Origin of the sequence: Clostridium rhizosphaerae (genome assembly GCF_016765585.1) — a bacterium.
In the GTDB taxonomy this organism is placed as follows: domain Bacteria; phylum Bacillota; class Clostridia; order Clostridiales; family Clostridiaceae; genus Clostridium_AT; species Clostridium_AT rhizosphaerae.
Genome location: NZ_JAESWC010000014.1, coordinates 1 through 18,961 on the forward strand (window position 1 = coordinate 1; position 18,961 = coordinate 18,961).

At 31.7% G+C, this 18,961-nt stretch carries 20 protein-coding genes and 1 other annotated feature; of the genes, 3 read left to right on the top strand and 17 right to left on the bottom strand.

Going from position 1 to position 18,961, the window contains the following annotated elements:
- Positions 1 to 134: 134 nt before the first annotated feature.
- The 3 genes from JK636_RS15980 to JK636_RS15990 form a co-directional block, all read right to left on the bottom strand.
- Positions 135 to 362 (bottom strand): hypothetical protein, encoded by a 228-nt coding sequence (locus JK636_RS15980; protein WP_202749994.1) that lies wholly within the window; start codon positions 360 to 362, stop codon positions 135 to 137.
- Between the two features lie 122 nt (positions 363 to 484).
- Positions 485 to 1,126 (bottom strand): PAQR family membrane homeostasis protein TrhA, encoded by a 642-nt coding sequence (gene trhA, locus JK636_RS15985; RefSeq protein WP_202749995.1) that lies wholly within the window; start codon positions 1,124 to 1,126, stop codon positions 485 to 487.
- Positions 1,127 to 1,403: 277 nt separating this feature from the next.
- Entirely contained in the window at positions 1,404 to 1,841 is a 438-nt protein-coding gene (locus JK636_RS15990) for a putative ABC transporter permease (RefSeq protein WP_202749996.1), read from the bottom strand.
- A gap of 189 nt (positions 1,842 to 2,030) precedes the next feature.
- Here JK636_RS15990 and JK636_RS15995 point away from each other — a divergent pair, with 189 nt between their 5' ends.
- The gene (locus tag JK636_RS15995) at positions 2,031 to 4,043 is read left to right on the top strand and encodes a methyl-accepting chemotaxis protein (protein ID WP_202749997.1); all 2,013 of its coding nucleotides are present in this window, start codon (positions 2,031 to 2,033) and stop codon (positions 4,041 to 4,043) included.
- A 317-nt stretch (positions 4,044 to 4,360) separates the two neighbouring features.
- Here the strand turns inward: JK636_RS15995 and JK636_RS16000 are convergent, their stop codons facing one another.
- From JK636_RS16000 to JK636_RS16045, 10 genes are all read right to left on the bottom strand, one after another.
- Complete coding sequence (locus tag JK636_RS16000) at positions 4,361 to 4,969, bottom strand: LysE/ArgO family amino acid transporter (protein WP_202749998.1); 609 nt, start codon at positions 4,967 to 4,969, stop codon at positions 4,361 to 4,363.
- A 23-nt stretch (positions 4,970 to 4,992) separates the two neighbouring features.
- Entirely contained in the window at positions 4,993 to 6,513 is a 1,521-nt protein-coding gene (locus JK636_RS16005; RefSeq protein WP_202749999.1) for a S41 family peptidase, read from the bottom strand.
- Positions 6,514 to 6,541: 28 nt separating this feature from the next.
- On the bottom strand, positions 6,542 to 7,711 hold the full coding sequence (locus JK636_RS16010) for a substrate-binding domain-containing protein (protein ID WP_202750000.1): 1,170 nt from the start codon (positions 7,709 to 7,711) through the stop codon (positions 6,542 to 6,544).
- Positions 7,712 to 7,756: 45 nt separating this feature from the next.
- Positions 7,757 to 8,698, bottom strand: coding sequence for an NUDIX domain-containing protein (locus JK636_RS16015; RefSeq protein WP_202750001.1), 942 nt, complete (start codon positions 8,696 to 8,698; stop codon positions 7,757 to 7,759).
- Between the two features lie 87 nt (positions 8,699 to 8,785).
- Positions 8,786 to 9,892 carry a radical SAM protein gene (locus JK636_RS16020; protein WP_202750002.1) on the bottom strand — a complete coding sequence of 369 codons (1,107 nt, stop codon included), beginning with the start codon at positions 9,890 to 9,892 and terminating at the stop codon, positions 8,786 to 8,788.
- Positions 9,885 to 10,076 carry a hypothetical protein gene (locus tag JK636_RS16025; RefSeq protein WP_202750003.1) on the bottom strand — a complete coding sequence of 64 codons (192 nt, stop codon included), beginning with the start codon at positions 10,074 to 10,076 and terminating at the stop codon, positions 9,885 to 9,887. The genes JK636_RS16020 and JK636_RS16025 overlap by 8 nt, the downstream gene beginning before the upstream one ends.
- Before the next feature lie 106 nt (positions 10,077 to 10,182).
- Entirely contained in the window at positions 10,183 to 10,803 is a 621-nt protein-coding gene (locus JK636_RS16030; protein WP_202750004.1) for a class I SAM-dependent methyltransferase, read from the bottom strand.
- 131 nt (positions 10,804 to 10,934) lie between these two features.
- A complete protein-coding gene (locus tag JK636_RS16035; RefSeq protein WP_202750005.1) occupies positions 10,935 to 11,183 on the bottom strand; it encodes a hypothetical protein in 249 nt (82 codons plus the stop codon).
- A 97-nt stretch (positions 11,184 to 11,280) separates the two neighbouring features.
- The gene (locus tag JK636_RS16040; RefSeq protein ID WP_202750006.1) at positions 11,281 to 11,901 is read right to left on the bottom strand and encodes a cyclase family protein; all 621 of its coding nucleotides are present in this window, start codon (positions 11,899 to 11,901) and stop codon (positions 11,281 to 11,283) included.
- Complete coding sequence (locus JK636_RS16045; protein ID WP_202750007.1) at positions 11,894 to 12,502, bottom strand: HD domain-containing protein; 609 nt, start codon at positions 12,500 to 12,502, stop codon at positions 11,894 to 11,896. The genes JK636_RS16040 and JK636_RS16045 overlap by 8 nt, the downstream gene beginning before the upstream one ends.
- 294 nt (positions 12,503 to 12,796) lie before the next feature.
- On the opposite strand from JK636_RS16045, the gene JK636_RS16050 reads away from it, so the two are divergent.
- Complete coding sequence (locus tag JK636_RS16050; RefSeq protein ID WP_202750008.1) at positions 12,797 to 13,123, top strand: hypothetical protein; 327 nt, start codon at positions 12,797 to 12,799, stop codon at positions 13,121 to 13,123.
- Positions 13,124 to 13,187: 64 nt separating this feature from the next.
- Here JK636_RS16050 and JK636_RS16055 read toward each other — a convergent pair whose 3' ends face one another.
- The 4 genes from JK636_RS16055 to JK636_RS16070 all read right to left on the bottom strand — a co-directional run bounded on the left by JK636_RS16055 (position 13,188) and on the right by JK636_RS16070 (position 17,914).
- A complete protein-coding gene (locus JK636_RS16055; RefSeq protein WP_202750009.1) occupies positions 13,188 to 14,534 on the bottom strand; it encodes a leucine-rich repeat domain-containing protein in 1,347 nt (448 codons plus the stop codon).
- Between the two features lie 140 nt (positions 14,535 to 14,674).
- Positions 14,675 to 15,421 carry a DUF3784 domain-containing protein gene (locus tag JK636_RS16060; protein ID WP_202750010.1) on the bottom strand — a complete coding sequence of 249 codons (747 nt, stop codon included), beginning with the start codon at positions 15,419 to 15,421 and terminating at the stop codon, positions 14,675 to 14,677.
- 180 nt (positions 15,422 to 15,601) lie between these two features.
- Complete coding sequence (gene tyrS, locus JK636_RS16065) at positions 15,602 to 16,804, bottom strand: tyrosine--tRNA ligase (RefSeq protein WP_202750011.1); 1,203 nt, start codon at positions 16,802 to 16,804, stop codon at positions 15,602 to 15,604.
- A 56-nt stretch (positions 16,805 to 16,860) separates the two neighbouring features.
- Positions 16,861 to 17,124, bottom strand: a binding site (T-box leader).
- Positions 17,125 to 17,176: 52 nt separating this feature from the next.
- Complete coding sequence (locus tag JK636_RS16070) at positions 17,177 to 17,914, bottom strand: NADPH-dependent oxidoreductase (RefSeq protein ID WP_202750012.1); 738 nt, start codon at positions 17,912 to 17,914, stop codon at positions 17,177 to 17,179.
- 471 nt (positions 17,915 to 18,385) lie between these two features.
- Between JK636_RS16070 and JK636_RS16075 the strand changes: the two genes are divergently transcribed.
- The gene (locus tag JK636_RS16075) at positions 18,386 to 18,943 is read left to right on the top strand and encodes a TetR/AcrR family transcriptional regulator (RefSeq protein WP_202750013.1); all 558 of its coding nucleotides are present in this window, start codon (positions 18,386 to 18,388) and stop codon (positions 18,941 to 18,943) included.
- Positions 18,944 to 18,961: the final 18 nt, after the last annotated feature.

Here is an 18,961-nt window from a genome sequence, read left to right on the forward strand (position 1 = left end):
TGAGCTTGATGCCACAGACCTAAATTTTAATCATGGCATGAAAAAAGCCTACCTAAAGGCAGGCTTATTTTGGTATGCCATTTTTTAGGGTCACCTTAAATAGTTTTCAGGACAGCCCTGCAACAGTTTGTCCTTTAATAATACATACCATTATTATTTCTTCTGGTATTAATATTAATAATATTAGTAGTTTGTCCACCTCTAGCTAACAAAGCAGCAATTCCCCACATTGGACCTAAGCCTAGTCCCAAAATTGCAGGTACTCCCACATTGTTAATTAAATTATTGAAATTATTAGGCTGATAACCTGACAGATAGTTTGGATCAGTATTGCTGTAATAACTTCTTACATAGTAAGGCACTTAAAATACCTCCTTTACATATTATTTTCGGTACATACTATTCTTCATAGAGGTATTAAGTGCATTAATTTATTTTATAAAAATTTAACGGCTCTAACTTTACATTAGAGCCTATCCACTGACTATCTTAAATTAAGCAGACTCATTACGGAGAAAAAGTGACATACACTTCCCCCTATAACAAATAAATGCCAAACACCATGATTAAAGGGCCACTTATCTTTTGAATATATAAAAGCTCCAACTGTATAAAGCACTCCGCCAAGTACCAAAAATACTACTCCGCCAAATGGCATAGTCAAATATAATTTCTTAAGTGATAAAACTATGAGCCACCCCATAACAATATAAAGCAGAGTAGAAAGTTTATCCTTTTTTCCTGTAAAAAATGCCTTTAAGGTAATTCCAGCTGCTGCGCTTGCCCATATCACACCAAATATTATCCATCCAAATTTGCCTCTAAGAGCTGTTAGGCAAAAGGGTGTATATGTTCCTGCAATAAGCATATAAATTGACATATGGTCAAATTTTCTAAACAATTTCTTAACTTTTTTATTTGTAATGCTGTGATATAAAGTTGATTCTGTATAAAGAATAACTAAAGTTATTCCAAAAACTGCAAAGCTCACAACATGCCAAACAGTTCCTTTAAGTGCTGCAAATACTATAAGAATAACTAAAGCCGCTATAGAGAGCAGTGCTCCTATACCATGGGTTACTGCATTTGCTATTTCTTCTCCCTTAGTATAAAAATTTTCTTCCATAATTATTTCCTTCCTTCAAAATTATTAAAAATATATGTAATATGCAATCTCATGTTATTATATCGATATTATACCATGTAGTTTTTAAAACCACAATGTCTATATATTAAATAATTTATTTTTGTAAAATGATATACTTTTTAAAATCAAATAAGAGGCTGATTTAAAATAGCTAAACTTACCCAGTCATTTGAATAGGTATAAGTATTACACTTCAAATAACATACGGTAGATTTAATCTATTTTAGAATAGCCCCTTTTAGGTTTTTAAATCAAATTATTTAAAAGTAACCAATTCTATATATATTTCTTTAATATCATACGGCTTTTCTTCACCATAAAACTTCCATCTCAGCCAGTCGTCAAACCATATTGCTAAAGGGGTAAGTAAAAACCATAGAAAACTATAGGTTAAACATATCTGCCCTTTAAAGTTTCCCCATCTTTTAGAATAATCCCATATGTTGAGTTTAAGCCAAATGTTTAAAATAACTCCTGAGATAAATTCTATAGAAATAATTATTAAAGTTCCTAATATGCACTGCTGCCATATTTTAAGATTATAGCGTTTGGGAGCCTCATCTAAAAGCCCTATAAGGGCTCCGCACAAACCTCCCACAAACAGCATCGAAATATTAGTCCATCCCCTCCAAAATCCCTCAAGCGTAAAATATACCATACCCATAATAAAACCAATTACCAAAATCTTTTTCATAATCAAACCACTTCCTGAGTATTTAATATAAAAATTTCAAATATAGTATACCCGCTTAATTAAGGATATAAATTGGTAACTTCTTCTTTGTTGTAATTAACTTTACTTCATTATGCTAAAATGATAAATTATAGTATGTGTGAAATCTGCTAGCTGCAATTATATGACAACAATAAGGAGGACTAATGAATGAAGAAAATCAGAACAAAAATTATTTTACTAGCTTTATTAATTTGTTTTTTTAGCCTATTATTCTCATCATCAATAGGATATTATGAGTCTTATAAAACTACTATGATGCAATCTACAGAAGGACTTAAAGCAATCTCTGAAAAATATGCTGAGTCTATTGATAAATGGATGTCTATTCATGGAAACTTTATTAACGAAACAGCGGGCAGTATAGAGTTTAATAACAACTACGACGATACGATACTTTTAAAATATCTTCAAACTAAAACCAAATCCTTTCCGGATGTTATGGATGTTTATTTTGGTTTTCAAAATAAACATTATATTGATGCAAGCGGCTGGATACCTGATAATACATATGATTGTACACAAAGGAACTGGTATAAAGAGGCCATTAGTTCTAACAGTGTAATTTACTCAAACCCTTATGTTGATACAGAAACAAAGAAAATTATTGTTACAATAGCTAAGACTGTCAAGAAGGATGGTAATCTTGTAGGTGTCGTGGCTGCTGATATTAATATAGATAACATTTCTGCTGTAGTTCAAAAGGCTCAGCCTATTAATAACAGCTATGGCTTTCTATTAGATGACAGCAATGAATTTGTTGTTCATCCTAATAAAGACTTTCAACCTTCTAAAGATGGACTAAAGAGCTTTAAAAGCGTTTTAAGCGGAAGTTTAAGTACTTTACTAGGAAAAGATTCTTCTGCGACAAACATTACAGCTTTAAAGGATTACGATGGAATAGATAAATACTTTGTTACCACCTCAATTCCTTCGTCAAAATGGGTAATGGGACTTGCTATACCGAAGTCTGAAATTCTAAGGCCTCTAAATAGCTTAATTATTAGTTTTGTTATTGTATTTATAGTATTCTTAATATTATCCTCACTAATCGCTTTATATTTTGCAAACAAAATATCAAAGCCGATTTCATTAGTAACTAAGTTAATTAATCGTACAACCAAATTAGATTTAAAGCTTAATAAGGAAGATGAATTTGAAAAAATATTAAAAGTTAAAGATGAAACTGGAGTTATGGCAAGAGCATTAATAGCATTAAGAAGAGAGTTAAGAGAAACTGTTGGAATACTTCAAGAAAACTCAAAAGTTCTTTTAAATCATTCTGAAGGAATAACAGCCTCAGCAGGTGAAACGTTTGAAAGTATGCAAGCTATTTCGTCTACAATGGACGAGCTTGCTGCCGGTTCCTCAGAACAGGCAAGAAATACAGAGCTTGGTTCTGAAAAGTTACTAAGTCTTGCTGAAAAAATAAATATATCTTCAAATAACGCAGATATAGTGAACAAGCTTTCAAAGGAATCTCAGCATATTAGTGATGAAGGTGTGAATTCCTCTTCAGAACTTGTAAACAAAATTACAGCTAATTATGAGGCCTTAGAGAAGGTAATTGAAAATATAGATTCATTATCCAATAAATCTGGTTCTATAAGAGAAATAATAACATCAATACATTCTATATCTGAGCAAACTAACCTTCTAGCTTTAAATGCCGCTATTGAAGCATCAAGAGCAGGAGAAGCAGGAAAAGGTTTTGCAGTAGTAGCTGAAGAAATAAGAAAGCTCTCAGATCAAACCTCTAATTCTACTAAGCAGATTGAAGGAATTATAACTGGAATAACCCACGAAATAAATAGTGCTAAAATCAATATTGATAAAGAAAAAATATTGATGCAGGAAGCCAGGGAAGCAACAATGAAGACTATGAGTAACTTTGAGGTTATAAATAATTCCTTTGAAACCACAATAGAGAACATAGAAAATCTCACTTCAAATATAAAGTCAATTGAAGAAGATAAGACTTCGGTTATAAGCAGCATTCAAGAAGTATCTGCAGTTGCAGAAGAATCTGCTGCTTCAGTTGAAGAAGTATCAGCTGCTATTCTAGAGCAATCCAGTCAAATGGAGACCGTGTCTAATGCAGCCAGAGAGCTTAAACGCATAGCAGATAAGCTGAAAGGAATTATTGAAAGGTTTGAAGTGTAGAATGAATGGGCTGCCCTAAAAATAGCCTAAAACTACTTCATGTTATTTGAATTCTAGAAAACTTTCGCTTCGCAGATAAGACTAATAATTGGAAAATTTATAAAGCCTAAATCTTATAAACTCGCTGCGCTCAGACAATATAAGATTTTTAACAGCTTTATAAATTTTTCAATTAAAGTCTTATTGCTGCTTGCTCAAATGTTTTTACGTATTCAAATAACATGCTAGTTTTAGCTATTTTCAGGATAGATCTTTTATTTAGGTATATAGTACCTAGTTGAAAATCCCTTTAGAAACTTTTTTTCCATTTTACATTCTCAATTAAAAAAGAATGTGTACATAAGCTTGATTCCATAAACAACTATGATGATTCCACAGACTATATTAATAATTTTTATTACTTTGCTGTTAAAACTGTGTTTAACTGTTGAAATAATACTTGATAAAGAAGTAAACCATAAAAAAGAAGCTGTACATACTCCCAATATAAAATACTTAGACATATCTTGAGGAAGTGAAGCTTTATATCCTCCTAAAAGCAGTGAGCCGTCTATTACTGCCTGAGGATTAAACCATGTAACTACAAAGCATGTGGTTACAATTTTAATAAGAGAGTTGTCTACATTAATTTTATCAGATACTCCTGCTGAAGTTCTTATCAATCCAATTCCAATGTAAGTAACAATACTTCCACCAATTAAAAGTAGTGCATTTCTTAATACAAATGATTTATCAATTAAAAATCCTATTCCAAAAAAGCATGCTGCAGCCAGAGAAACATCAAAAACAACTGTTATAAGTGCTGTCTGAAGTGCTTTAAGTCTTGTTTTTTTAATCGCTGAATTAATTACATATAAATTTTGGGTTCCTATTGGAGCTACATAAGACAGCCCCAATAGCAAGCCTTGAGCAAAATATTTTAGCAAATTTTAATCACCTGTCCTTATTTTCATTTGCAAAGTTCCACGGCTTTATTTAAAACCGTATCTTCTCCCTTTATAAAATCTTCATAAGTAAGCTCTGAAAAAATATCAGACTTAGTATGAGTTTTTTCATTAACGGTACCATCGCTGTTTATTCCCATATCAAGGCTAAACCTTACTACAAGACCGCTATTAGGTAAAGCTACCACACAAGGATCTATTCCTATACCGTCACCGCCGGTAGTGGTACCAACAAGCTGAGCAAATCCTGACCCTTTACAAAAAGCTGCAAAGGATTCTGAAGAAGAATAAACATAGTCATCAACTAAAAGATATATTTTCCCTTTAAAGCCTACTGAATTTTGAGGATTAACCTTCGTTGAAGTTATTAAGAAACGTTCCATTGAAGCAATATACTTGCTGCTAAACTTATCAGGTAATTTTTCTATGGAATCAGTAATTATACCCCTGCCTCTTAAGAAGGGTTTTATATAATTTCCTTTATAAGCCATAGCAATGGAAGAACTCTTACCCTCCTCGATTAGTGGTGCTGTCACATTACTCTTCCAATATCCATCATTACCGCCGCCATTGCCTCGTATATCTATAACCAGATAAGGATAATCCTTTATACTCCCATAAAAATCTAAAATCTTTTTCTTATCGCTTTGAAGCGTATCAGAAGACATAGCCTTAACTTTAAGGTAAGCAATCTTATTTTCCTTTAAAATTTTTTCTTCGCAATAAGAACTCGCCGGCTGCCCCTTGGAATTCTGCTCATATTTAATAGGTGCTAAATTTTTAGTTACTTTTAGATTATTCCTTGTAATAAAAGTAACCTTATACTCTTTTCCTTCATCTACGCTGAGCATACTTGAATTCATATAGATCTTATTTCTTTTATCATCATAATTTACATAATATTTATCCAAGTTATCCTTAAGATAAGAGTCTATATTCTTGTTTTCAATTGATTCTAATATATCTCCTTTTTTAACATCCTCGTAATCTTCATTAAGAACGTATTTTCCTTCAACGTACTTAAGCTTTATTGGAAGTACAGTTCTGCTTTCGCTTATTATTTTGCTCCAATCATTATATTTTTCCTTAACCCCAGTTTGAGCAAGCACCTGTTTCCATGCATAATTCTCAACTCCATTGTATCCTGAAGACATATTCTCATAATACATAGGAGACAACAAGCCTGTATGTGCGTTTTGTACCATATTAACGATTTTCTTTAAAGAATCATAAAATTCTTTATTATTTTTAGCTGCTTTTATCTGCTCTTCAAACTTCTCTTTATTTGCAAGCCAGTCAAAGCCTGTCTTATCTTTTTCTATTTCGAAAAAAGGAAATGAATCTTTTAATGTATTATATAAATATCTAAAATCTTCGACCTTTTCTTCACTTGTGAGTTCCTTTAATGGCTCTGCCTTAACTACCTTGTCTGGTGAGACTAATAGCTTTAAAGCAAGAAACCCACCAAGAAATAAAACTAATATTACCATAAACAATCCTATTAAAATTCTTCTGCGTTTTTTCATATATCCCCACCCCCTTCAATTTTCACCTTTACTTTGTATCATTAATAGGTGTATATCCCGTTTTTTCAACTAAATATTGTCCCTGCCTGCTTAATATCCATTTTATGAATGGCTCTACATTAGGATTCTTACTGCCCGCAGTAATAGCATAAAACTCTGCTGAAAGAGGATATTCCCTGCTTTTTATAGTTTCTTTGCTCGGATAAATTCCATTTACTTTTATCAAATTTATTTCTTTGCTTTTAACCATCTCAGTTGCGTAAAATAAAAAGGAATAGCCTATGGCATTTTTATAATTTTTATAATCGGAGGTCTTTTTGATAATACCATCCATTGCCGATACTACATCTTCCCTTGGAGGGCTCATAAGAGTTTTGCCTTCCATTAACTTTTGAAGCATAGTTTGACTGCCGCTGTTTTGAGGTCTTTGAAAGGCTCTTATTTTTTCATCCTTCCCCCCAACTTCGTTCCAATTAGTAATCTTTCCGGAATATATATCCTGTATTTGCTTCGTTGAAAGATCAGAAACACTATTATTAGAATTCACAAAAAAAACAAAGGCTTCTCTTCCTATGGACGTCAGTCTAAATTCTATTCCCTTTGCCTTTGCATCCTCAATCTGCTGCTGTGAGGGTTTTGCCGCAAAAATTACATCCACTTGTCCGGACATCAAATTATCATAGGCCTTTTCAGTAGTATTGCACTGAACCGAGCTGATGCCAATATTGTAGTTGTCTTCAGGATAAACAGCCTGAGCAAAAGCAGAATATAACGGGTATAATGCAGTTGCACCATCTAATTTAGGAATATCACTAGTAATTTTGAGCTCTGAAGTCTCGGGAAGCTTTTCAGCTTTCGTATCCTTTTCAAAAGGCATATATTTTATCAAGTCAATCTGCTGTTCATTTATAGTCGCAATACTATTTTTATAGCTTCGATTAGCAAAATATACTGCCCCTGAGATAATGCAAATTGCAAAATATATACACATAAGCTGAATAATTCTTTTCTTTTTTACAAAACCAAGTATCATTAATGAAACTAGTACAATTATTCCAATATCAACGGCCATAATAACATAGCTATAAAATACTACACCAGAAGTAAGGCTAGTAATTGCACTAGCCACAAATCCAAAAAACAATAGTATAACCCCTAAAAACAAACATAAAAATATTTTAGAAATAACTTCACCCATTATTAACCCCCAATTCGCCACTCATCCCCCATGGCATTTTATATATTATTTTTTATTCAATTCACTGTAAAGCCTTTCAGCCGCATTTATAACTTTAGAAATATTTTCTTCATTTTTCATATTTTCTTTTGAATATAAAAGTACAGATCTAACAGATTCTACTGATCTTCCAAACTGATTCATCCACGAATATCTTGGCATCATCCAAGTATGAAAGTGATGAGTAGTATCCTCATTATAAAAATAGTAAACATAATCAATACCAAGCACTTTTCTTTGAGCTGCTCTTATTTTTCTTAGTACCTCCATGTACTCTGCTGCTTCCTCTTCATACATCTCATCTATAGAATATATGTGTCTTTTAGAAGCTAATATAACTAATCCAGGTATAGGATAAGCAAAATCCTGATGAGCGTGGAAATATTTGGTATTTAAAATAGTGCCTCCCATCGTTTCTGTGTTTCCCTTAACTATTTCACAGCTTAAGCAGCTTTTCATAACTCTAAAGATATTATCAAAGTATTCTGCGCCGTAATCATGGAATATACCTGAGCTTATCATACTTTCAAGTTCTTCTTTGCTTACCCACTTAGCCTCGCTTACTTCCTCAGCCTGAAGAGATATATCTTGAAGATCAATATTTTCTCTCACAAGCCATACATCCGCATGATTGTCCTTCCTCCTTATGGACATAAGCCTGGTCATATTATTTGTATCTAAATCTATTCCTAGTTCTTCTTTAGCTTCCCTTATCGCCGCAACCTTGCTGTCATATTCTCCTGCAACTGCAGATCCTCCGGTAGCTGCCCAAATCCCCGGCATAAGCTTTAAATGCTGTGCTCTTTTCTGAACCAGATATTCATTCTTGTCATTTAAAATCCATATATGAACAACTAAATGATATTCTCCTTCCTTAAGTTCCTCTCCTCTTACAATTGTTCTTCCTGTTTTATTTCTTTCTGAGTCCAATATGTCCCAAAGTTCCATAATATCAACCCTTTCATAATCTTTTTCAAATCTTATGCTTCAAAATATTATAAAAAATCCGTCTGATGAAGACGGATCAATAATCTATTATTTATCATCTTTTGAATTAATCAGATCAAAGTGGCATACTTTTGTCTTATTTTCTTTAAAGTCCCAAAGATGAAGACTAGATCCATTACATTTATTCCATTCTCTACACTTAACACATTTATCAGTCTTCATCCAATGTCTGTTTCTCATATTTTTATATCTCGTTTCCCAAGCCTTTGAGAAAGAAATTTCATCTACATGTCCCTGAATCCATTCTCTCGATAAAGATGGGCATGCGCTATAGCTTCCATCTGCCAGCAGCCCTCCAACATGTATTCCTGCACCGCAGTAGAAAAATTCATCTCTTACTTCTTTTTCCCAATCGCAGCCTAAATATCCTTCTTCAGAATAGCTTACATACATCTCAGAGTTGTTTTTTCTTTTTTCCTTGATAAAGTTAAATAATTCAATGAGTAGCTTTCCATTAAGCAGCAGCTCCTTATTAATTTCAGCCCGTCCTTTAGGAAATATGGTGAATAACCTCCAGCCTTGTATTCCTAAGCCTTTGAATATCTTATACATATCCTTAAGCTCACTTATATTTTGCGAATTTACACAGGTTATAGCCTCCACTACTTCAAATTTCCCCGAGCTGGCAAATAGCTTTAAAGCGTTGACAGCTTTATCATAGGAGGCTTCGTTTCTTCTTAATAAGTTGTGAGTTTCTCCTATTCCATCTATGCTTACAGAAACAGTTCTCATGCCTGACTCATAACATCTATTCACAATATCATCATTAACTAGCATGCCATTTGTAACCATTCCCCATGAAAACCCCATCCTGGAAACTTCAGAAAGTACATCAAACAAATCCTCCCGAACTAAGGGCTCTCCCCCTGTTACTGCAACCATAATATTTTTAGGATCATAATTTTGAGCTATATCGCCAAAGACACTCAAAACCTTATTCGCAGAAAGTTCTTGTCCCCTTTTATCCTTACCGCAGTCTGAACCACAGTGCATACAGTTAAGGTTACACTTAAGAGTTGTTTCCCAGAAAAAATAACTCAAGTCATGCACCTTGGCGTTCATCTTCATTCCATAGTTCCAAGCCCAATTTTGAAAATTCTTTTTGCCTCTTGTTAAGCCTTCCACGCTACTCATTTTGTGCAGTATTTCCTTTTATCTTATTATCGCACATGCTTGTAACTGGAGGCGGACCGTATTTAGATGTAGGCGGACCATATTTAGCGGCTGGCTTTCTGCAGCCTGCCAAAGCACCTGAAGCTATAAGTATTGAAAAAACCCATGCCAGAAATCTGTAAGCCTTTTTAACCTGTTTAGACACATAAATTCCCCCATAATTCTTGTTCTACTCAAATTATTAATCCCAAATCAATATAAATATTATAGTATAATTGTACTATAATTTCATAATACTGTAAAACGATATATTAATTGCTTTTAAACCCTAACATTATAAACAAAGAATATTTAACTATTTTATTACTTAATTCCTTTTCCCCATGGTAAAATGTCTTAGAATTTATATTATCAAAGCCTATCTCACTAAGTAAATTGGAAAACTCCTCTTGATTAAAACCATTATGTCCATTAAAGCCATCTTCTTCCTCATGAAAGCTTCCATCGTCTTTGTCTAAATCAACTATGCAAATACATCCGCCTTCCTTTAACAGCTTATAAAGATTTTTTAAAATTTCCTTTAAATTAGTAACATGATGCATTACCATAGATGAATAGATAATATCATAGCTTTCATTTTCAAGTTTATATTCTTTATTGATATCAAGTTCAAAGGCTCTCATATTCCTTATATTATTTTCTTCAATCTTAGAGTTTAACACTTCAATCATACCTTTTGATGTATCTACAAGATCAATACTATTAAATTCATCCTTAAGATTAAAGCTTATCAAGCCTGTCCCACATCCAAATTCCAAAGCTTTATAATTTTCTTTTATATCAATATAATTTTTTATTTGCTCTGAAATAGTTTGAGCCCTTTTTACTCTTTTGGGATCATCCCATTTTGCCGCTCTATCATTAAAATTCATGACCGTCTCCTTTTTATTGTATTAATAACTTACCATAAGCATTGGCCTAATAAAATTTATTTTAAAAGCAGAAACTATGCGTTTTAACATATCCTCTGCTTTTTTTAGCTGATAATTTAATAATTTTGCTACTAGATCTTTGAGCCATTCTCTTTAATTAAAGAGATAAGCTTATCTGAATCTATTGAATATCTTTCACTTTCCTTGCTTTTATAATCTTCTGTATCAAATTCTTTCTTTTGATTATATTCCAATAGAATTACAGAATTATTATCTCCTGCCGAAAGCTGTGCTGCTGAAGATTCAATTATATTTTTTTCCTGATGTGAATTGTAGTTTAATGTTAAAACTCCTTCAACTCCGCTTTGATTATCTTTCATAGTTAGTTCACTCCTTAGGATCTCCATAAAAATAATTATCCGGAATTATTATTCCACCGGCTAATTAAAATATGCTGAAGTTACTTGTACCGTCTTATCACTCTATCCTAGCAAAAATCCTTGCCATGGAACCATCAGCTCTTATATTAAGGGGTACAATAAAAATCTCGTAATTTCTAATACCTTCCAACTTATCAAGATTGGCTAGGTTCTCACCAATTAAAATACTATTTTTCAGTAAAAGCTTATGCACCTCGAAAGGATACCTATCCGGGGAAGGAGCATCTATACAAAGAGCTTTTATCTTTTTTCTTACCAATAATTCTGCAAGATTTTCGCTTACAACAGGGTGTTTCTTAAAATATATTTCAGTTCCAAACTCCTCAGAAAACCCAGTATTAATAACAACAATACTATCTTCCAATATAATTTCTTCGTATTCTTCCTTATAATCAATTATTGTTTCATTCTTAGCATCAATTAAGATACCTCTGCCTATGAACTTATCGAGTTCCATTTCAGATATATAAATATTACTATCAGTCATATGCATAGGACCGTCTACATGTGTTCCTATATGCATGCCTGTTTCAATCCCATGATTGTTATATCCGTCTTTATTTATATAATTTGTTTGATAAAGCTTTACCTCATCATCACCGGGATATACCGGCATATTATTACTTATCTCTCTTGTTAAATCAATTATTTTACTCATCTCTCAACCCTAACTCAAACTCAAGATTATTAATAAAATGCTCTAAAAACTCTATCTGTCTATCATAAAACCTTCTTCCTGTCTCAGTTTTCATCAAGAAGGTTTGATTTTTTAATTTTTTAAAATAAAATTTATTTCTCTCATAAAACTTCATATAGCTTGGACTGTCTTGAAGTGCAACAGCCATGCTGTCCCATACTATTGATAATGACCCAACCTCATCCAATAAATCTGCATCTATCATTATCCTTTCTTCAAGTGAAAGTTCTTCACTAGGAATATCTTTGGAACTGTGCTTTTTTACTATAGCAACTATTCTATTTAATCTGCTTTCATCAAAATTCTTTTCTCTTAGATATTCCCCCACAAGCCTTGCACTTATCTCAGCATGAGGTATATTTTCATCCCATCCGGTATCATGAAAAAGAATTGCCATGGTCAAATCCTCCATGTTCCCGCCTTCATGCTTTTGAATTCTCTCAGCCCATTTTAATACTCTCAACGTATGTTCAAGTCTGTTTCTAAAAGGGAATCTTTCTCTTCTATTTTCTTTTATCAAGTTACTAGTGTATTCTAAGATCTCTTCATAGGTAACTTTCATAATCTCTTCTCCTGCCTTCTTATCTGTATTACCTCTAATTATATTCTAAATTATCTATTTTTTTCAATTATATTCCTAAACGCGACCAATTTTTTATTAAGTCTTAATTAAAATGTAAAATACTCCAAATTATTGCATCTTAAAATTAAATATATGTTGACAAAAATTTGTAAACAAGCTATTATAATAACCGCTGACAATGATTGAGGGCTGACATTATAACCAATATTATCTAGTATATGAATTACCATATACGCTTAAAATATTGTTAGCTCACTAAGAAGGAGTGATATTATGAAAGCTTTTCAAACTCTTATAAGCGAAACTTTAGAAGCACAGGATTTAGAGGAATTAGAAGCTGCTGCAGACCTTTTTCAATTTGGTATTGAAAGAGGACATTATACAAAAAGACAGGCAGATGAATTTAACAATGTATATTGGAGAGTAAAGGATAAGCATTTAACAAATACGGTTTCACAAGAAGTAAAAGCTAATTACTTAGATATCTTATCTATAATTTCTAAAGCTCCGACAGAAATGAAAGACAATAAATATGAGCTTGTCAATTATGTCAACGGTCGTTTAAAAGCCCTAAAAGGCAAAATAAGTGGACTTAAATAATTTTATAAACATATAAAAGAATCTCACATTACTTTTTAGTAACGGAGATTCTTTTTATTTTATATTATTTCCAATCCTCATGCTTAAAATTTACTACCCTAAATCCATCCCTGTCTTTTTTTATTGTTATAGTTTCAATTCCATAGGGTGGATTATGCGCTCCTGTGAAGGTAGACACTTTTACACTTATATTATAAGTTCCCTGCAAATACTGGATATCCAATATAGCCTCATCTGTAAACTGTCTTGGTTCTTTATAGTAATCATATATAGCTTTATATATGCAGTCGAATAAGTTATCCAATAAAAGCTTTTCTTTTACCTTATCTATATACACATATTCCGGTAGCTGATTACTTTCGAAATCTATAAGTGTAAGAGACAATCCTTTAATATTTCTTAACGGTGTAATGTCTTTAATTTTATTATCAGATATATTGATATATCTTAAACTTTTTAGTTCTTCAAGATAAGATATATTCCTTATATTGTTATTATTAATACTTAAACTTCTTAAGTTATTAAGCTTTGAGATTTCTTTAACCTCACTGATTTTATTATTTGAAACCCTTAAAGCTTCAAGCTTTGTTAAGTTTTCTAATCCTTTAAGCCTCTGGATCTTATTATTATCTATATCTAAGTCCTGTAGTTTATTTAACTTATCCAAACCTTTAAGGCTTTCTATTTTATTATTGCTTAAAGATAAATGTTCAAGGTTTATAAGCGAATTTAATGAAGAAATATCACTTATTTGATTATTCTCCAAATATAAATCCTTTAAATTACTAAGCTTTGATAAAGCTTTAATGCTAGATATATTATTTAGTCTTGCTTCAAGCAAAGTAAGCTTTGATAAACTTTTTAAAGGCTCAATATTTTTAATTTTATTGTTTCCTAATGATAATGTTTGTAAATTACTTAGATTACTTAAGGACCCTATGTTCTCAAGATTATTGCAGTATAAGCTTAAATCTCGTAAGCATGTTAAACTTCTCAATGGACTAATATCTAAAATTTTGTTATTATCCAAATTTAAGCTGGCTAAACTTTTTAAGCTATCAATCTGACCTATATTATCTATAGAATTATAAGCTAAATCCAAACTCTTAAGATTACATAAATATTGCAATCCTTCAACGCTTTTTATATTTCTTCCTCTTAGTTTTAGTTTCTCAATATTTTTAACATCTTCCTTACGTATATTTCCCTCTGGCTTGTTGAGATTTTGCCTTAAAGCTTCCTCAAGCCTTTTATCCTTAAAAGTTACACTCTCATTATCAGTATTTGACCCTTGGATAAGAACCTCAGTAGTATTTTCAATTTCTATATTTGTTTCTGCTTGAACACTGATAAAACTATGTATTTGAATAAATAAAACTGCAGCGGTTATAAAAAAATATTTACCTCTCATTTTAACCTCTCCTGTAAGTTTAATATATTCATATTGTTTACAGAAGTTTTTATATTATATATAAAATACGTAAGAGGTTGTAAAACAGCTAATACCAGCATGTTTTACAACCTCCCACTATATTATATAATTTTCGGTTATTATTTTACCTTATCTGATGCTGCTTTTATGCTGTCATATAACTCTCTCGTTTTATTCTCATCTTTAAGATTTATAATTATATACTTGCCTTCTTTTTTGATATAGATATAAGGCCCTTTTTCATTATTTACATATAATCTTGCTCCACCTATTCCCTTTAGGTTAAAATCTCCTTTTTGAGAGCTTCCCATATCGTAGCCTATACTCTTGCTTAAAATTTCCGGTATGGTGTCCTTTAACTCTATATTTTCAATGCCCTTAATAGAATACTTGCTTGAATAAGGTCCTTTTATATCTATTAAATTATCACTGACTATCACTTGAGTTTCTTTGTTTCCATGAGTAAATAATGTTCCCACTAAAATTCCTGAAACTATCAATACTCCAATTACTAAACCAATAGCTATCTTGCTTTGAGTACTAGATGTTCCTCCTGGGCTATAACTTTGCGCTTTAATTACAAAGTAGGGAACGATAATAAAAACAGAAAGCACAGCAGGTAAAATACCTGCATTAACTTTAAAATAAGCAAGCGCTGCTGCAACTCCAAATACTGCAGCCATAGCAAAACAAAGCTTAGCCATCAAATTACCAAGCGGAACAATATCATATTTAGCCTTTTCCTCCTTAGAAGCTAAATTGTAGCCGGAAATGAGCCAATAGCACTTGTAATGTTTTATAAGTACCCCAAAAGCGACAAGAACAATAGCAAAAACAATAAACATATAGGTTATTGTGCTTGGCATAAAAAATCCCCCTTAAAAATATTTCAATTCCTTTTAATGTTAATATATATCTAATAATATAATTATAAATAACTCTTTTAATTTTGTTAAATACTTTATTCTGTAAAATTATCCGGAATTTGAATTATCTTTCCATGCTTTATAATTAAAACACCCCTGTATCACTGTTTTGCTTAATATTTATTCTGTTTTCACCACTCTAAAAAACTTTCTTTTTCCAACCTGAATTATATCTTTATTATTTAAAACTATAGAAGTCAAATCTGATATTTTATCTCCATTTACTTTTATACCTCCCTGAGCCACAAGTCTTCTTGCTTCACTTTTTGAAGGTACTAATTTTGAATTTACTATAATATCGATTATTGGATCTCCATTACTTATATGCACCTCTAAAATATCCTCTGGTACTTCATTTTTTTGAAACAAGCTTTTAAAATGCACTTCAGCTTCACAAGCTTCCTTGTTTCCATAATACAAAGCAGTCACTTCTTTAGCCAATCTCATTTTTATATCTCTTGGATTTGCCCCTTCTTTCAACTGTTCTTTTATCTTATTTATTTCATCTGGATGAATATCTGTTATTAGTTCAAAATATTTAATAATTAAGCTGTCAGGAATCTGCATTACCTTTGCGTATATATCCTTTGAGCTCTCATTAATGCCAATATAATTACCCAAGCTTTTACTCATTTTTTCTAGTCCATCTATTCCCTCTAAAAGCGGCATGAATAAAGCTATTTGACACTCCTTGCCATAGTCTTTCTGAAGCGTTCTCCCCATAAGAACATTGAATCTTTGGTCAGTTCCTCCAAGCTCAATATCTGCATTTATAGCTACAGAATCAAAGCCCTGCATTAACGGGTAGAAGAATTCATGAATGCCTATACTAAGCTGATTTTTAAATCTATTTTTAAAATCCTCTCTTTCAAGCATTCTTGCCACGGTATACTTTGAAGCAAGTTCAATAACTTCTTTAAAGCTTAGCTTTGAAAGCCATTCACTGTTAAATCTTAATTCTGTCTTATCCTTATCTAAAATCTTAAAAATCTGTCTCTCATAGGTCTTTGCATTTTCTAAAACCTCTTCACTTGTAAGCTGTTTTCTTGTTTTTGATTTTCCAGTAGGATCGCCGATCATACCAGTAAAGTCACCAATAATTATAACTACCTTATGCCCTAAATCCTGAATCTGCTTCATTTTTCTAAGCACTACTGCATGCCCCAAATGAATATCCGGAGCTGAAGGATCAAGCCCAAGTTTTACAACTAAGCCTTTGTTCTTCTTCTGTGCTTCTCTTAATTTTTTCTCTAAATCTTCTAAGTTTATAACCTCAGCTGCTCCTTTTGTAATGATTTTAATTTGTTCTTCTACATTTATCATATTAATACCTCCATTTAATAAACTTTTAAAATAAAAAACTCCCGTCCTTTAGAAATCTAAAGGACGAGAGTATATTCCCGTGTTACCACCTTAATTTATCAATATGTTGCCATATCAACCTCTTCAAGTACAGTTTTAATCAAACGATACTCTATCACTATAACGGGTGAAGGGCTCCGTAAACAGTCTACTACCTTAAATTTAAGGATTTGACCTTCTGCTCAAAGACGTATTCAAATACCGTTTCCTGACCCTCTCACCAACCGGGAACTCTCTGTAAAGACAACATGTATCCTACTCTTTCTTATCAAAGCATTTAAATATTTATTTTTATATATTATATGCTAATCTTCAAAAAAGTTCAACAATTAATTATTTGCTTTCATAACCTTGTTTTCTAATTGAAGCACTAACCTTAGGGTAATACACAAACTTATAGGTACTTGCAATTCCCTTTGACCAATTTCTATCACTTTCGCCCTTTGTTCTTTCTCTCATGTACTCGGATATTTCATCGTCATATCTATCAATCATTTCCTTTTGATTGCTATTATACTTTTCTTCATGATACACAGCTTCCTTTGGAAGTCTTGGTTTAGGAGCTGACTCATCTTTCGGATGCCCTACAACCAATCCGCATACTGGATATACATACTTAGGAAGCTCTAATAATTTTATAAGCTCTTCAGGCTCTCTTCTAACTCCTCCAATAGGTACAATTCCAAGTCCTAAAGATTCTGCCGCTGCTATTGCACTTCCCATAGCTAATCCCACATCAACACAACCTACCATTGTAGACTCTATATTTTCTGTAATAACTAAATCTACTCCATTCTTTTCAGCTGCTAATTTAGCTCTATAAAAATCTGCTGCAAAAATTAAAAATACAGGAGCTTCCTCAATCCATTTTTGACCGCCTGCAAGCTCTGAAATTTTTGCTTTTCTTTCTTTATCCTTAACTGCAATTATGCTTACTTGTTGTCCATTAATTGATGATGGAGCAGCTTGAGCAGCTCTTACTATATAGTCCAATTCTTCATCACTTATCATGTCTTCCTTATAGTTTCTGATTGATCTATGGTCTAATAATATTTTAATTGTCTCATTCATTTTAAATTTTCCTTTCTGTTTTATTAAAAAATGTTAATATAAATCAAGTTTTACTGTCTCTAGTATTTCCGCATATGATTAATTCATATGCTAAAAAATAATGTTAAAGTGTAACAATAATCACGGAAATATATTATTAATAGATATATAATATCACTATACGGATTAAATATAAATATTAATTTCTATCCCTAAACCAAATTTATTTTTCATTTAAAAGAACAGTTTACCCGCTGTTCTTTTTTAATTTTTAGTTGTTTTTTGAAACACTATTTAGTTAAAATTATAAGTAAGGATATTAAATAATTATATTTTGTAGTTTTAAAAAAGTTATCAACAACATATTGTGTACAATGTGCATAAAAAATGCAATATATTGAGTCTTTAAAATTTATATAAATTTTATATTGACATCTGTTTGTAATGATTTTATAATGAACAATGTTCAGATGAATAAATGAGGTGTTTTAATTGTCTAGAATAATAGAAAATCCAAAAGAACTTATATTAGAAAAAGCCAAAGAAATTTTATGTAATCAAGGTTATTCTCACTTAAGTATGAGGACGCTGGCTAAAGAATGTGACATTGCACTTGGCACAATATATAATTATTATCCTACAAAAAAAGAATTAGTACTTGAAATGATGACCGGCTATTGGAAGGAATATTTCAAACTTCTACAAGTCATTATTGCTTCTGATGATAATTTGTATGTTAAACTAGAAAAAATATTTAACGAGCTTAATTTATTCATTAAGCAATTTAAAGAAATTTGGCTTAAGCCTGAGTTATATGATAAGCCAGACTACGTAGAAAGCGGCATAGAAAGGGAAAATATTTATATAGATAAATTTATTCGTGTAATTGAATCTATGCTCGTAAAAGAGGCATCTGATGATAAGATAACTTTAAAACTAGACTCTTATGAAACTGCTAAGTTTATCCTACTGAATTTTATTACTATGATACAAATGCCAATTTTCAATTATTCTTCTTTTGAAGTTTTTCTCAGAAATATACTTAAATAAATCATACCAATAAGTATG